We start from the raw sequence: 13,787 nt of genomic DNA, 5'->3' as shown, positions 1-13,787 counted from the left end.
CCGCCGCTCAGGGGAAGCCCTCAATCCACAAAGTCAGGCGGCCGTCACCGCGCGAAGCGCCTCCTCGGCGGCCATGGCGGTCTCGAACAGCGCCCGGTCGCCGTCCCGCGCGCCGGTCAGCATCAGCCCGACCGGCGCCTCGCCCGGCGCGTGGCAGGGCAGGCTGATGCTGCAGCGGTCCAGGAAGTTGAAGGCCGAGGTGTTGCGCAGCAGGAGCATGTTGATGCGGTGGTACTCCATCTCGTCGGCCACGGCGGAGACCGGCGGCGGCGTCAGCGCCGTGGTGGGGCAGAGCAGCGCGTCATAGGCGGCGGTGCGGGCGGCGGTGGCAGCCATGATGCGGGCGCGGTCATCCCGGAGGGCCAGGTAGTCGGCCGCGCTCATGCCCCCGCCGCGCTGGATGCGGGCCAGGATGCGCGGATCGTATCGCCCGCCTGCCTGCCGCATCAGCGACCGGTGCACGGCATAGGCCTCGGTGGCGACGAAGCCGCCGGTCGCGTTGGCCTGGGGAATCTCGGCGAGTTCCGGCAGGGCGATCCGTGTGATCCGCGCGCCCGCCGCTTCCAGCCGCGCCACGGCGCGGTCGAAGGCAGCGGCCACGGCGGGTTCCAGCGACTCGAAGAGATAGGTGTCGTCGGGGATGGCCAGGCTCAGGCTGGCCACGGGCCGCGGCACGGGCGGGGCCTCTGCCTCCTCTCCGGCCATCAGGGCATGCAGCACGGCGCAGCAGGCGGCGCTGCGGGCCAGCGGGCCGATGCTGTCGAGGGTGGGGGAGAGCGGGAAGGCCCCCTCGCGCGGCACGCGGTGGGCGGTCGGCTTGTAGCCGACGACGCCGCACAGCGCGGCCGGAAGGCGGCAGGAACCGCCCGTGTCCGAGCCGAGGCCGGCCAGCCCCATGCCATCCGCGACCGCCACGGCGGCACCGGAGGAGGAGCCGCCGGGGAGGCGCCCCGTGGCGCGGTCGAAGGGCGAGAGCGGGGTGCCGTGATGCGGGTTCACGCCCAGGCCACTGAAGGCGAATTCGACCATGTTGGTGCGGCCAAGCACGACGAAGCCGGCGCGTTCGAGCCGTGCCACGGCGGGGGCGGTGCGACGCGCCGGCGGGGCGTCGGCCAGCGCCGTCGAGCCGGCGCGGTTCGGCACGCCCGCCTGGTCGAACAGATCCTTGATGGAGATCGGGATGCCGGCCCAGGGTGAGGGGGCCCGGCCGGCGGCGCGCATGGCATCCATGGCGCGGGCGGTGACCAGGGCCTGCTCCGCCTGCACGGCGACGAAAGCCCGGGCGCCCTCCCCGGCGGGATCGGCGATGCGGGCCAGCGCCGCCTCGGCCATCGTCACGGCGGAAAGGCGGCCCCGGGCCAGCTCTTCGGCGGCGGCGCAGAGGGTGGCGGGCTCGGGCATGACGGGCGGTCTCCTGAAGGCAAGGCGGCGGGGATGCTGCGGCGTCAGGCGGGCGGCGGCAAGGGCTGCGGAAACTATTGACAGGCCGCGTCGCGTGGTTTCACCCTGCGCCTGCAATGCCTGTCATCAGTCATATGATGACCGAACGTCATACAAAAATTCAGGCTAACAGGGAACGTTCACGATGAGCAAGCTCATGCTGCCCCGCCGGGCGCTGCTGGGTGCCGCCGCCCTTTCGGCCCCCGCCCTGATCGGCTTCCAGGCCAGCGCCCAGACCATCACCCTCCGCTCGGCCGACGTCCATCCGGACGGCTACCCGACGGTGGAGGGCGTGAAGGCCCTGTCGCGCCTGGCGGAGGAGCGTTCCGGCGGCCGCCTGCGGGTCCAGGTCTTCCATTCCCGCCAGCTCGGCGAGGAGAAGGACACGCTGGAGCAGACGCGCTTCGGCGTGATCGACATGAACCGCACCAACTTCGCCACGCTGACCAACCTGGTGCCCGCCACCGTCATCCCGGGCCTGCCCTTCCTGTTCCGGGACGAGGCGCACATGCATCAGGTGGTGGACGGCCCGCTCGGCCAGGAGATCTCGGCCGGCACGGAGCGGCACGGCATGATCACCCTCTGCTGCTACGACAGCGGCGCGCGCAGCATGTACATCCGCAGCCGCCCGGTGAACACGCCGGCCGACATGAAGGGCCTCAAGGTCCGCGTGCAGCCTTCCGACATGTGGCTGGCGATGATCCGCGCCCTCGGCGGCAATCCCACGCCGCTGCCGACCGGCGAGGTCTATTCGGCGCTGCAGACCGGCGTGGTGGACGCGGCCGAGAACAACTATCCCACCTATCACTCGCACCGGCACTACGAGGTGGCGAAGTACTACTCCGCCACCGAGCATTCCATGTCGCCCGAGATCCTCGTCGTCTCCAAGCGCAGCTACGACAAGTTGCCGAAGGACCTGCAGACCATCCTGCGCGAGGCGGCGAAGGACAGCGTTCCCGAGATGCGCCGGCTCTGGCAGGCCAGGACCGAGACGGCGCGGCAGGCGGTGGTCGAGGGCGGCTCGCGGATCAACGAGGTCGACAAGGCGCTGTTCGAGAAGGCCATGCAGCCGGTCTACGACCAGTTCGTGCGGGACGCGCAGATGAAGTCGCTGGTGCAGCGCATCCGGGAAACCGCCTGAATGGCCGTGGCGCGCGGCCTGAACCTGCTGCTCGAGCGGCTCTGCACGGCCTGCCTCGGCATCGCCGGCCTCTGCCTGGTGCTGATGACCGTCGTCGTCGCCTGGGGCGTCTTCGGCCGCTTCGTGCTGAACGACACGCCCTCCTGGGCCGAGCCGCTGGCCCTGCTGCTGATGGGCTGGGTCATCCTGGGCGCCGCCGCGGCCGGCGTGCGGGAAGGCTTCCACATGGGCTTCGATACCCTGAAGGCGCTGCTGCCCAGGCCCCTCGCCAAGGTCTGCGACGTGCTGTCGGACATGGTGGTGACCCTGTTCGGACTGGGCATGGCCTGGTTCGGCGGCGATCTCGCGCTCGGCGTCTGGGACGCGGTGCTGCCCGGCCTCGACCTGCCGGGCTCGGTCGAGTACCTGCCGCTAGTCTTCGGCGGCGTGCTGATCGGCCTCTTCGGGATGGAACGGCTGGCGGCGCATCTGGCCGGCGGGGAGGCGCCCTCGGAAGCGATGGTTGCGCCCCTGGTCAGCGACGCCTGAGGAGCGCGGAATTATGGAAATCACCGTCCTGCTCGGCAGCTTCGCGCTGTTGCTGCTGATCGGCACGCCGGTCGCCTTCGCCCTGGGCGCCAGTGCCTTCGTCACCGTGCTCTATATGGATCTGCCCGCCGTCGTGGTGTTCCAGCAGCTCTATTCGGGCATGAACGTCTTCTCGATGCTGGCCATTCCCTTCTTCGTCTTCGCCGGCGACCTGATGCTGCGCGGCCAGATCGCCGACCGGCTGGTGGCGCTGGCCGCCGCCATGGTCGGCCACATGCGGGGCGGGCTCGGGCAGGTCAACGTGGTGGCGGCGACGCTCTTCGGCGGCGTCTCCGGCTCGGCGGTCGCGGATGCCTCGGCCGTCGGCGGCGTGATGATCCCGCAGATGCGCGCGCGCGGCTACGCGCCGGACTATGCGGTGAACGTCACCGCCAACGCGGCGCTGATCGACCTGCTGATCCCGCCCAGCCACAACATGATCCTCTATGTCATCGCCGCCGGCGGCGCGATCAGCGTGGCGGACCTGTTCACCGCCGGCATCATCCCCGGCATGCTGCTGATGGTGGCGCTGATGTTCACCGCCTGGGCGGTGGCCGTGAAGCGCGGCTATCCGCGCGAGCGCTTCCCCGGCTGGTGGGTGCTGGCGCGGCTGCTGGCGGCGGCGCTGCCGGGCCTGATGCTGATCGTCATCATCTTCATGGGCGTGCGCAGCGGCATCTTCACCGCGACCGAGAGCGCCGTCGTCGCCGTGATCTACGCGCTGCTGGTGACGCTCCTGGTCTATCGCAGCCTGGGCTGGATGGGCTTCATCCATGCCGTGCTGGGTGGCGCGCGCACCACCGGCATGGTGCTGCTGATCATCGGCTGCGCCGGCGCCTTCGGCTGGCTGATGGCGCTGCTTCAGGTGCCGGCGATGACCGTCACGCTGATGGAGGGCATCACCGACAATCCGCTGCTGCTGCTGCTGCTGATCAACATCATCCTTCTCCTGCTCGGCACCTTCATGGACATGGCGCCGCTGATCATGATCGGCACGCCGATCTTCCTGCCGGTGGTGATGAAGCTCGGCATGGACCCGGTGCAGTTCGGCGTGGTGCTGATCCTCAACCTCGGCATCGGGCTGATCACGCCGCCCGTGGGGCCGGTGCTCTTCGTCGCCTGCGCCGTCGGCAAGGTCTCGATGTGGGACGCGACCAGGACCAGCCTGCCCTTCTACGGCGCCGCCTTCGCCGTGCTGCTGGTGGTGACCTATGTCCCCGCCGTCTCGCTCTGGCTGCCGCGCCTGTTCCACTGAGGCCGGTTCCGCCGGATACTCGTGCCACGAATCGCCGTCCAGGAGTGCATCATGCCCGCAGCCAAGCCCGTCCTCGTCACCGGAGCCTCCGGCAACCTCGGCAGCATGCTGGCGCGGGAACTGACCGCGCGCGGCTACCGGCTGCGGCTGACCGACATCAAGCCCTTCCCCGGCGACCTGCCGGAAGGCGCCGAGTTCACCACCGCCGACCTGGGCGATGCCGTCGCCATGCAGCACCTGGCGGATGGCTGCGGCGCCATCCTGCATTTCGGCGGCATCTCGGTGGACCGGCCCTTCGAGGAGGTGCTGGACCCGAACATCCGCGGCATCTACCACATCTACGAGGCGGCGCGGCGCGAGGGCGCGCGCGTGCTCTTCGCCTCCTCGAACCATGCGATCGGCTTCCATGAGCGGCCGGGCCCGGGCGAGCCGAAGCTCGATGCCGACTGCGCCTTCCGCCCCGACAGCTTCTACGGCCTGTCCAAGGCCTATGCCGAGCTGATGGGGCGTCTCTACTGGGACAAGCACGGGGTGGAGAACCTCAACGTCCGCATCGGCAGCTCCTTCCCCGAGCCGGTCGATGCCCGCATGCTGTCCACCTGGCTGTCCTATGCCGACCTCGCCCAGCTGTGCGCCGCCTTCATCGAGGCGCCGAGGATCGGCCACGCCGTGGTCTGGGGCGCGAGCGACAATCCCGCCACCTTCTGGGGCCAGGACCAGCGCGAGCGCATCGGCTGGGCGCCGCAGGACACGGCCGAGGATTTCCGCGGCCAGATGGAGGGCAAGGTCTCGGGCGATCCGGTCACCGAGCGCTACCAGGGCGGCGCCTATTGCGCCAGCGCCTACAGCCGCGAGAGCCCGAGCCCGCGCGATCCCTTCGCGCTCGACTGACGCCGTGCTGGCGCTGCGGGGCGGCGGCTGGGAGGCGGAGATTCTGCCCGATCGGGGTGCCGCCTTCGCCAGCCTCGCCCATGAGGGGCGAGCGGTGCTGCGGCCGCTCGACGGCGGCGATCCGAACCGCGACAGGGCCGGCGCCTTCTGGATGCTGCCCTGGACCAACCGGCTGGATGGCGGGTGCCTCCGCTGGCGGGGCGTGGTCCACCGCTTTCCCCTCACGCACCCGCGGGAGGGCAACGCGCTGCACGGCCTCGGCCGCGCGGCGCCCTGGCAGGTCGAGGCGGCGGCGCCGGAACGTGCCGTGCTGGCCCAGCGACTGGTGCATCCGCCCTTCGACTACGCGGCCCGGCTGGAGATCGCCCTCGGCGCCGCCGGGCTCGATCTCCGCCTGACGCTGCGCCATCTCGGCGCCGCGCCCTGCCCGGCGGGCTTCGGCTGGCATCCCTGGTTCCTGCGGCCGGAGGGCTGCCGCCTGCGCTTCGCCGCCACGCATCGCCTGCTCCGGGGCCCCCGCAAGCTGCCGGTCGGCGCCGTGCCCTGCCCGGGCCTCGAGGGCGACGCCGAGGCCTGGCTCGGCCAGGATGACCACTATGCCGGCTGGAGCGGCGCGGCGGTGCTGCGGCGGCCCGACCTGACCCTGAGCCTCGTGGCGAGCGGCGACTGGGCGGGCAACCTGCAGCTCTTCGCCCCGCCGGAGACGCCCGTGCTCTGCCTGGAGCCGGTCAGCCACCTGCCGGATGTCGTCAACCGCTCGGCCCTGGCACCGCTCGGCGCCATGCGGGTGCTGGCGCCCGGCGAGGCGCTGTCCGGCCGCCTCGTCCTGGCCGTGGCGGGCTAGGGCGGATCCCGATCGGAAGATGCTCCAGGGGCCTGGCGGAAAGGCTGGCTCCGCCGGCGCGGGCGCGCCATCCTCGCGCCATGCCAAGCGCGCTTGTCCTCGGGGCCGGGATCATGGGCCTCTCCGCCGCCTGGGGCCTGTCCCGGGCCGGCTGGTCCGTCACGCTCGTGGAGCAGGACCCGGTGCCCAATCCGCGCGGCGCCAGCGTGGACGACCATCGCCTGATCCGCCACGCCTATGGCGCCGCCGCCGGCTACATGCGGATGGTGGACGAGGCCTATGCCGCCTGGGACCTGCTCTGGGCCGATCTGGGCGAGGTGCTCCACGTGCCGACGGGCGTGCTGGCGCTGGGCGAGTCCGGGGAGGGCTGGCTGGCCGAGAGCCGCGCCGGCCTCGCCGCCGCCGGCCATGCCTTCGAGGATCTCGCGCCGGGCGAGCTCGCCGCCCGCTACCCGATGCTGCGGCCGGCCGGGGGCGGCGAGGCCTTCCACATGGCGGCAGGCGGCGTGCTGCTGGCCCGGCGCATCGTCGCGGCGCTGGCGCGGCACCTGCGGCGGCGCGGCGTCGCGATCGAGCCGGGCCGCGCCATGGCGGTGGATCCCGCCCGGGCCTCGCTCCGCCTCGCCGATGGCGCGACGCGGCAGGCCGACCTGCTGGTGCTGGCCGCCGGCCCCTGGGCGCCGCGCCTCGTGCCGGGCCTGGCCGGGCGTGTCGTGCCCTCGCGTCAGATCGTGGTCTATCTGGAGCCGCCGCCGGCCTGGCGGGCGGCCTGGGCCGCGGCGCCGATGCTGCTCGATCTCTCCGAGGCCGGCGGCTTCTACGCGGTGCCGCCGGTGGTCGGCACGCCGCTGAAGATCGGCGACCATCGCTTCTCCCGCCAGGGCGATGCCGAGGACGCGCGCGAGGCCGGCGCCGCGGAGGCCGAGGCCATCCTGGCCCTGGCCCGGCCGCGCCTGGCCGGGGCCGCGGCCTATCGCGTGCTCGGCGCGCGCGCCTGCTACTACGACGTGACGGGGGATGAGCGCTTCATCGTCGCGCCGCTGGGGCCGCATGCGATGGTGATGAGTGGCTTCTCGGGGCACGGCTTCAAGTTCGCGCCGCTGCTCGGCCTGGCCGTGGCGCGCGAGGACCGGAGCGGGCTGGCGGCCTGGGCCGCCGGCGAGGGCGGCCCGCTGCCGGGATGAGAGGGGCGGGAGGGGAGGACGCGCCTTCCCGCCCGCCGGCTACTTGAAGATGATCGGCGCGTCCTCCGCCGGAAGGTCCGGCATCGGCACCTCGATGCGCACCGAGGCGGGGTCGACGCCGGTTCCGGTGTCCAGCCAGTAGGTCACGCTCTCCGGCCAGAAGATGACGATGGCGACCAGGATGAGCTGCAGCCCCACCCAGGGGATGGCACCCCAGTAGATGTCGCTCGACTTCACCGTCTTCGGCGCGATGCCGCGCAGGTAGAAGAGCGCGAAGCCGAAGGGTGGGTGCATGAAGCTGGTCTGCATGTTCACGCAGAGCAGCACGCCGAACCAGACCAGGTTGATGTCGAGCTTGGCGGCCACCGGCGCCAGCAGCGGCACGACGATGAAGGCGATCTCGAAGAAGTCGAGGAAGAAGGCCAGGAAGAAGATGAAGATGTTGACGAAGATCAGGAAGCCGGTCTGGCCGCCGGGCAGGTGCGAGAGCAGGTGCTCGATCCACAGGCTGCCATCGACGCCCTGGAAGACCAGCGAGAAGACGGTGGAGCCGACCAGGATGAAGATGACCATGCAGGTGATGCGCATGGTGTTGTCCATCGCCTGGCGCACCAGCGCCCAGGTGAGGCGCCCGTTGATGGCGGCGAGCGCGACGGCGCCGACCGCGCCCATGGCGCCGGCCTCGGTCGGCGTCGCCAGGCCCATGAAGATCGTCCCCAGCACCAGGAAGATCAGCACGACGGAGGGCACCATGCCCTTGAGGACGCGCCAGTAGAGCGGCCAGCCGCGCGGCGCCAGCGCCTCGGGCGGCAGCGGCGGCACCTTGTGGGGCTGGAAGATCGCGGTGGCGAAGATGAAGGCGACGAAGAGCAGCACCTGCAGGATCGAGGGGCCGATGGCGCCGGCATACATGTCGCCCACGCTCTTGCCGAGCTGGTCGCCCAGGATGATCAACACCAGCGAGGGCGGGATGACCTGGGTGATGGTGCCGGAGGCCGCGATCACGCCGGTGGCGATGCGCATGTCGTAGCCATAGCGCATCATGATCGGCAGGCTGATCATGCCCATGGCGATGACCGAGGCGGCGACCGTGCCGGTGATGGCGCCGAGCACCGCGCCCACCAGGATGACGGCATAGGCCAGGCCGCCCGGGATCTTGCCGAAGAGCTGGCCGGTGCCCTCCAGCAGATCCTCGGCGAGGCCGCAGCGTTCCAGAATGGCGCCCATCAGGGTGAAGAAGGGGATCGCCAGCAACAGGTCGTTCGACATGATGCCGAAGACCCGGAAGGGCAGGTTGCCCAGATAGGCCGGGGTGAAGAAGCCCAGCTCGATGGAGAGGAAGCCGAAGAACAACCCGACGGCGGCCAGGGAGAAGGCCACGGGGAAGCCGATCAGCAGGAATACGACGAGGCCGCCGAACATCAGCGGCGGCATCATCTCGAGGGTCAGCATGGCAGGTGCGGGTCCGCGTCTCGGGGAAAGGTCACTGCTCGGGGCGATGGTACTCGACCACCACCTCCCCCTCGGGGCGGAGGCCGCGCAGCAGGGCGATGCGCTTGATCAGCTCGGAGACGCCCTGCAGGCTGAGAAGCAGAAAGCCGACCGGCAACAGCAGCTTCACCGGCCAGCGGATCAGCCCGCCGGCGTTAGACGATTCCTCCATGCGCTGCCAGCTGTCGAGGAAGAACGGCCAGGTCATCCAGGCCAGCAGGCTCATCGCCGGCAGCAGGAAGAAGATCAGGCCGAGCACATCCACCCAGAGCCGCGCGCGCGTCCCGAGATTGCCGAACACCAGATCGACCCGCACATGCTCGTTCTTCAGCAGCGTGACCGAGGCTCCGAGCATGACGATACCGGCGAAGAGATACCACTGCACCTCCAGCCAGGCGTTGGAGGAATAATTGAGGCCGTAGCGAATGGTCGCGTTGCCGGCGCTGATCACGCAGGAGAGCAGCACCATCCAGGAGGCGATCACGCCGAAGGTGGCGCTGACCCGGTCCATCGCCCGGCTGAAGCCAAGCAGGGCAGCCATGCGGGGAAGATTCCTTATCTCGGGTTACCGGTGGAAGGCCCGGCGCGCCATGCCGCCGGGCCGGAGGTTCGGGTCATCGGCGCTGCTGCGCCTCCTGGCCGTACATGGCGTAGACGAACTGGTCGAAGCTGTTCTCGGCCACGCGGAACCAGCCATACTCGGTCTCGCGGAAGGCTTTCCAGTGGTCATAGACCTTCTTGAAGTCGGCGTTCTTCTGCGCGATCTCGTCATAGAGCTCGAAGGCCGCCTTGTAGGCGGCCTGCATGACGTCGCGCGGGAAGGGCCGGAGCTGGGTGCCGGCGGCGATCAGGCGGCGCAGCGCCACCGGGTTCTGCACGTCGTACTTGGTCATGGATTCGATCGTCGCGTCGCGGCAGGCGCTCTCCAGCGCCTCCCTGTAGAGGGGCGGCAGCTCCTCGTACTTCGCCTTGCTGACATAGAGGGAAAGGTTCAGGCAGCCCTCCCACCAGCCCGGATAGTAGTAGAAGGGGGCGACGCGGTTGAAGCCGAGCTTCTCGTCGTCATAGGGGCCGATCCATTCGGCGGCGTCGACCGTGCCCTTCTCCAGCGCCGGGTAGATGTCGCCGCCGGCGATCTGCTGCGGCACCACGCCGAGCTTCTGCATGACATTGCCGGCGATGCCGGCGATGCGCATCTTCAGCCCGTTCAGGTCCTGGACGGTCTTGATCTCCTTGCGGAACCAGCCGCCCATCTGTGCGCCGGTGTTGCCGGCCGGGATGGAGACGATGTTGTAGCCCTCGAAGAAGGGCTTCAGCACCTCGCGTCCGCCGCCCTGATGCATCCAGGCGTTCATCTGCCGGGTGTTGAGGCCGAAGGGCACCGTGGCGTCGAAGGCGAAGGTCGGGTCCTTGCCGACGAAGTAGTAGGAGGCGGTGTGCGCCGCCTCGACCGTCCCGCCCTGCACCGCATCGGCGACCTGCAGGCCGGGCACCAGCTCGCCGGCCGGGAAGACGCGGATCTGGAACTTGTTGTCGGTCAGGGCCGCGACCCGCTTCGCCACATGCTCGCCCGCGCCGTAGATGGTGTCGAGCGAGCGGGGGAAACTGCTGGCGAGCCGCCAGCGGATCTCCGGAGCCGGCTGGGCGATGGCCGGGGCGGCGAGAGCGGAGGCGCCGAGGAGACTGCCTCCTGCCAGCAATTGACGACGGATCATCGGTGGACGGCTGCTCCCTTGGACAGAGCCGGCGGTTCTGGGGTGCCGGGCGAGCCGCATTCTGGCGGCAGAGGGTCGCGTCTGTCATCCACCGTTGGTCACGCCAACGGCATAATATGATGTACGGAATTTAATCTCGCGCGGGCCGGCGGCGGGTGCCGGCCCGCTGCCGGCTCAGTTCAGGAACAGCTTGCCCGGATTGAGAATGCCGCGGGGGTCGAGCGAGGCCTTCAGGCCCCGCATCACCGCCAGCACCTCCGGCCCGTGCTCCTGCTCCAGGAACTCGCGCTTGCCGAGGCCGATGCCATGCTCGCCCGAGCAGGTGCCGCCCAGCGCCAGGCCCTGGGCGACGATCCGCCGGTCCAGCGCCCAGGCCTTCTCCAGCCCCTCCGGGTCGTCGGCGGGGAAGAGGATGACGCAATGGAAGTTGCCGTCGCCGACATGGCCGACGATGCAGGTGTTCTGCTCCGCCGCCACCGCCGCCTCCTTGGCGCTGACGATGGCCTCGGCCAGCTTCGAGATCGGCACGCAGACATCGGTGGTGATGCCGCGGCAGCCGGGCCAGAGCGCGTTGGCCGCCCACCAGGCGTCGTGCCGCGCCTTCCACAGCCGGTTGCGCGTCTCGGCATCCTCGGCCCAGGCGAAGCCCTTGCCGCCCATCTCGCTGGCCAGCGCCTCGACCGCTCCGGCCTGCTCGCGCACGCTGCCCGGGCTGCCGTGGAACTCCAGGAACAGGGTCGGCAGCGGCTCGTAGGGCAGCCTGGAATAGGCGATGGAGGCCCGCATCTGGTCGGCATCCGCCAGCTCGATGCGGGCGACGGGGATGCCGGCCTGCATGGTCATGATGACGGTCTCGACCGCGGCGGCCAGGCTGTCGAACTGGCAGACGGCGGCGGTGGTCGCCTCCGGAATGCCCTGCAGCCGCAGCCGGATCTTGGTCACCACGCCGAGCGTGCCCTCGGAGCCGACGAACAGCCGCGTCAGGTCGTAGCCATTGGCGGCCTTGCGGGTGCGCCCGCCGGTCTGGATGACGCGGCCATCGGCCAGCACGACCTCGAGGCCCATCACCGCCTCGCGCATGGTGCCGTAGCGCACGGCATTGGTGCCCGAGGCGCGGGTGGCGGCCATGCCGCCCAGCGTGCAGTGGCTGCCGGGATCGACCGGGAAGAACAGGCCCTGGTCGCGCAGGTGGTCGTTCAGCTGGTGGCGGGTGACGCCGGGCTCCACCAGGCAGTCCATGTCCTCCGGATTGACCTCCAGGATGGCGGTCATGCGCGAGAGATCGAGGCTGATGCCGCGGCGGACGGGCACGACATGCCCCTCCAGGCTGGTGCCGGCGCCGAAGGGCGTGACCGGCACGCCATGCGCGTTGCACAGCGCCAGCAGGCGCGAGACCTCCTCCGTCGTCTCCACGAAGGCGACCGCGTCGGGCAGCACCGGCGGGTTGGCGTCCTCGCCCTTGCTGTGCTGCTCGCGGATCGAGGCATTGGTCGAGAGGCGGTCGCCGAGGAAGGCGCGCGCGGCGGCCAGGACGGTGTCGAGGGGGTGGGTGTCGATGGTCATGGGGTGTCCTCCTCCCGCGAGAGCGGGCAGGTCAGGCAATGGGGGCCGCCGCCGCCCAGGGTGAAGAGCGAGAGTTCGGGGTCCAGCACCGTCAGCCCCTCGGCGCGCAGGGCGGCGTTCAGCGCCGTGCTGTCGCGGGAGGAGACGACGCGGCCGCCGCCGAGGGCGACGATGTTGCAGCCGAGCCGCATGGCCTCGCGATAGGAGACGGGCAGGCAGCGGATGCCGTGCCGGCGCAGCCAGGCGAGGAAGTCCTCGTCCAGCACCTCGGTGCAGGCGACGGCGAGGCCGGGGGCGGCCATGCAGAACAGCACGTCGAGGTGCAGGAAGTGCTCGTCGAAGGGCTCGAGCCGCACCTCCCAGCCCTCGGCGCGCAGCCAGCCGGCGAGCTGCTCCGCGCCCGCCTCGTCGGTGCGGCCCCCGGAATGGCCGATCACGGCGAGGCCGGGGCGGAGGATGTGGATGTCGCCCCCCTCCAGCGTGCCGGCGCTGGACTTGCGCCAGAACTCGCTGCCATGGGCGGCATGGAAGTCGATCAGCCCGGCATATTCGCCGCGCCGCTGCGGCCGTTCAAGCTGGCAGAGCACCGGCCCGTGATGGGTCACCACCACGCTGTCCCGCGTGAAGACCATGTAGGGCAGGTGCGGTTCCGGCGTCAGGCGGTGCACGGTGGCGCCGCCCTGCTCCAGCGCCGCGACCAGCTCGGCATGCTGGGCGGCGAGGTGCGCGCGGGCCGGGGCTTGGCGCGCATCGGCCAGGGTGCGGCGCACGATGCTGTTGGTCGGCACCCAGCGATAGTGGTCGGGCGGGCAGACCAGTACCTCCCTCAGAAGCCCGGTCTCGGAAGCGAGGCGCCAGCGCGGCGCGGTGGTGGGGGACATGGCGGGGCAGGTTACGCTCCGCCGGGGCGGTCGGCCAGGGGGCGTGGAGCTTCGTGCGGGACCTCTTGCGAAGATCCTATCTAGATATATCTTAGATGCATCATGAGCGATCATATCCCGGGGCGCCACAGGCCCCACCATCATCATCATTCCTTCCATCCCTGCCGTGGCCATGGCCGGTCACACGACGCGGGCGACCGTCCGCGCCGGCAGCGCCCCGACCACCCCTTCGGCGAGACGAGGGGAATGCACGGCCCGCATCGCGGCGGCGGCGGCCGGCGGCGGCGCTTCGACCAGGGCGAGCTGCGCCTCCTGGTGCTGTCGCTGATCGCCGAGCAGCCCCGGCATGGCTACGACGTGATCCGCGCCATCGAGGCGCAGTTCGGCGGCGAGTACAGCCCGAGCCCCGGCGTGATCTATCCGACGCTGACCCTGCTGGAGGAGATGGGCCTGGCCAGCGTGACCGAGGCCGAGGGCCGCAAGACCTACGCCCTGACCGAGGCCGGCCGGGCCGAACTGTCCTCGGAGGCGGCGGCCCTGGCGGCGCTGCGCCAGCGGCTGGCCGCGCGCCGGGCCGGCGGACCTCCGGCGCCGCTGCTGCGCGCCATGGAGAACCTGCGCCTGGCGCTGCGCCTGCGCATGGCCCAGGGGGAGTTGTCGGGGGCGCTGCCGGAGACCGAGGTGGCGCGGCTGGTGGCGTTGCTGGACGCGGCGGCGCGGGCGGTGGAAAGCGGCGAAACCCCGGCCTGACCGGTCTCGCGCCCGCCGGCCCGGCGCCGCGTTGACGCTTCCCGGTGAGGGGCCTAGCGTCGATC

Annotated in this window: 13 protein-coding genes; 7 read left to right on the top strand and 6 right to left on the bottom strand. The window is 71.0% G+C overall.

Going from position 1 to position 13,787, the window contains the following annotated elements; genetic code table 11:
- Nucleotides 1-33: 33 nt before the first annotated feature.
- Complete coding sequence (locus tag D9598_RS16490) at nt 34-1,401, bottom strand: amidase (protein ID WP_198367633.1); 1,368 nt, start codon at nt 1,399-1,401, stop codon at nt 34-36.
- A 184-nt stretch (nt 1,402-1,585) separates the two neighbouring features.
- On the opposite strand from D9598_RS16490, the gene D9598_RS16485 reads away from it, so the two are divergent.
- The 6 genes from D9598_RS16485 (at nt 1,586) to D9598_RS16460 (ending at nt 7,322) form a co-directional block, all read left to right on the top strand.
- Entirely contained in the window at nt 1,586-2,581 is a 996-nt protein-coding gene (locus D9598_RS16485; RefSeq protein ID WP_232477326.1) for a TRAP transporter substrate-binding protein, read from the top strand.
- Complete coding sequence (locus D9598_RS16480; RefSeq protein WP_198367632.1) at nt 2,582-3,109, top strand: TRAP transporter small permease; 528 nt, start codon at nt 2,582-2,584, stop codon at nt 3,107-3,109.
- Between the two features lie 13 nt (nt 3,110-3,122).
- Nucleotides 3,123-4,403: a TRAP transporter large permease gene (locus tag D9598_RS16475; protein WP_198367631.1), complete on the top strand. Its 1,281-nt coding sequence runs from the start codon at nt 3,123-3,125 to the stop codon at nt 4,401-4,403.
- 51 nt (nt 4,404-4,454) lie between these two features.
- Nucleotides 4,455-5,294, top strand: a complete 840-nt coding sequence (locus D9598_RS16470; protein ID WP_198367630.1) for an NAD(P)-dependent oxidoreductase — start codon at nt 4,455-4,457, stop codon at nt 5,292-5,294.
- A 4-nt stretch (nt 5,295-5,298) separates the two neighbouring features.
- The gene (locus D9598_RS16465; RefSeq protein WP_198367629.1) at nt 5,299-6,138 is read left to right on the top strand and encodes an aldose epimerase; all 840 of its coding nucleotides are present in this window, start codon (nt 5,299-5,301) and stop codon (nt 6,136-6,138) included.
- Nucleotides 6,139-6,218: 80 nt separating this feature from the next.
- A complete protein-coding gene (locus D9598_RS16460) occupies nt 6,219-7,322 on the top strand; it encodes an FAD-dependent oxidoreductase (RefSeq protein ID WP_232477324.1) in 1,104 nt (367 codons plus the stop codon).
- Between the two features lie 39 nt (nt 7,323-7,361).
- Here the strand turns inward: D9598_RS16460 and D9598_RS16455 are convergent, their stop codons facing one another.
- From D9598_RS16455 to D9598_RS16435, 5 genes are all read right to left on the bottom strand, one after another.
- The gene (locus D9598_RS16455) at nt 7,362-8,774 is read right to left on the bottom strand and encodes a TRAP transporter large permease subunit (RefSeq protein WP_198367627.1); all 1,413 of its coding nucleotides are present in this window, start codon (nt 8,772-8,774) and stop codon (nt 7,362-7,364) included.
- 31 nt (nt 8,775-8,805) lie between these two features.
- Nucleotides 8,806-9,354 (bottom strand): TRAP transporter small permease subunit, encoded by a 549-nt coding sequence (locus D9598_RS16450; protein ID WP_198367626.1) that lies wholly within the window; start codon nt 9,352-9,354, stop codon nt 8,806-8,808.
- Between the two features lie 73 nt (nt 9,355-9,427).
- Entirely contained in the window at nt 9,428-10,528 is a 1,101-nt protein-coding gene (locus D9598_RS16445) for a TRAP transporter substrate-binding protein (RefSeq protein ID WP_198367625.1), read from the bottom strand.
- Between the two features lie 174 nt (nt 10,529-10,702).
- Nucleotides 10,703-12,091, bottom strand: a complete 1,389-nt coding sequence (locus tag D9598_RS16440) for an FAD-binding oxidoreductase (RefSeq protein WP_198367624.1) — start codon at nt 12,089-12,091, stop codon at nt 10,703-10,705.
- A complete protein-coding gene (locus tag D9598_RS16435; protein WP_198367623.1) occupies nt 12,088-12,972 on the bottom strand; it encodes a dimethylarginine dimethylaminohydrolase family protein in 885 nt (294 codons plus the stop codon). Before D9598_RS16435 ends, D9598_RS16440 begins: the two co-directional genes overlap by 4 nt.
- Nucleotides 12,973-13,218: 246 nt before the next feature.
- Between D9598_RS16435 and D9598_RS16430 the strand changes: the two genes are divergently transcribed.
- Complete coding sequence (locus D9598_RS16430) at nt 13,219-13,722, top strand: PadR family transcriptional regulator (protein ID WP_232477323.1); 504 nt, start codon at nt 13,219-13,221, stop codon at nt 13,720-13,722.
- Nucleotides 13,723-13,787: the final 65 nt, after the last annotated feature.

Origin of the sequence: Roseomonas sp. KE0001 (assembly GCF_016107285.1) — a bacterium.
Lineage (GTDB): Bacteria > Pseudomonadota > Alphaproteobacteria > Acetobacterales > Acetobacteraceae > Pseudoroseomonas.
Note: the sequence above shows the minus strand (reverse complement) of the source record. Positions and strands in the feature narration are given on the sequence as shown.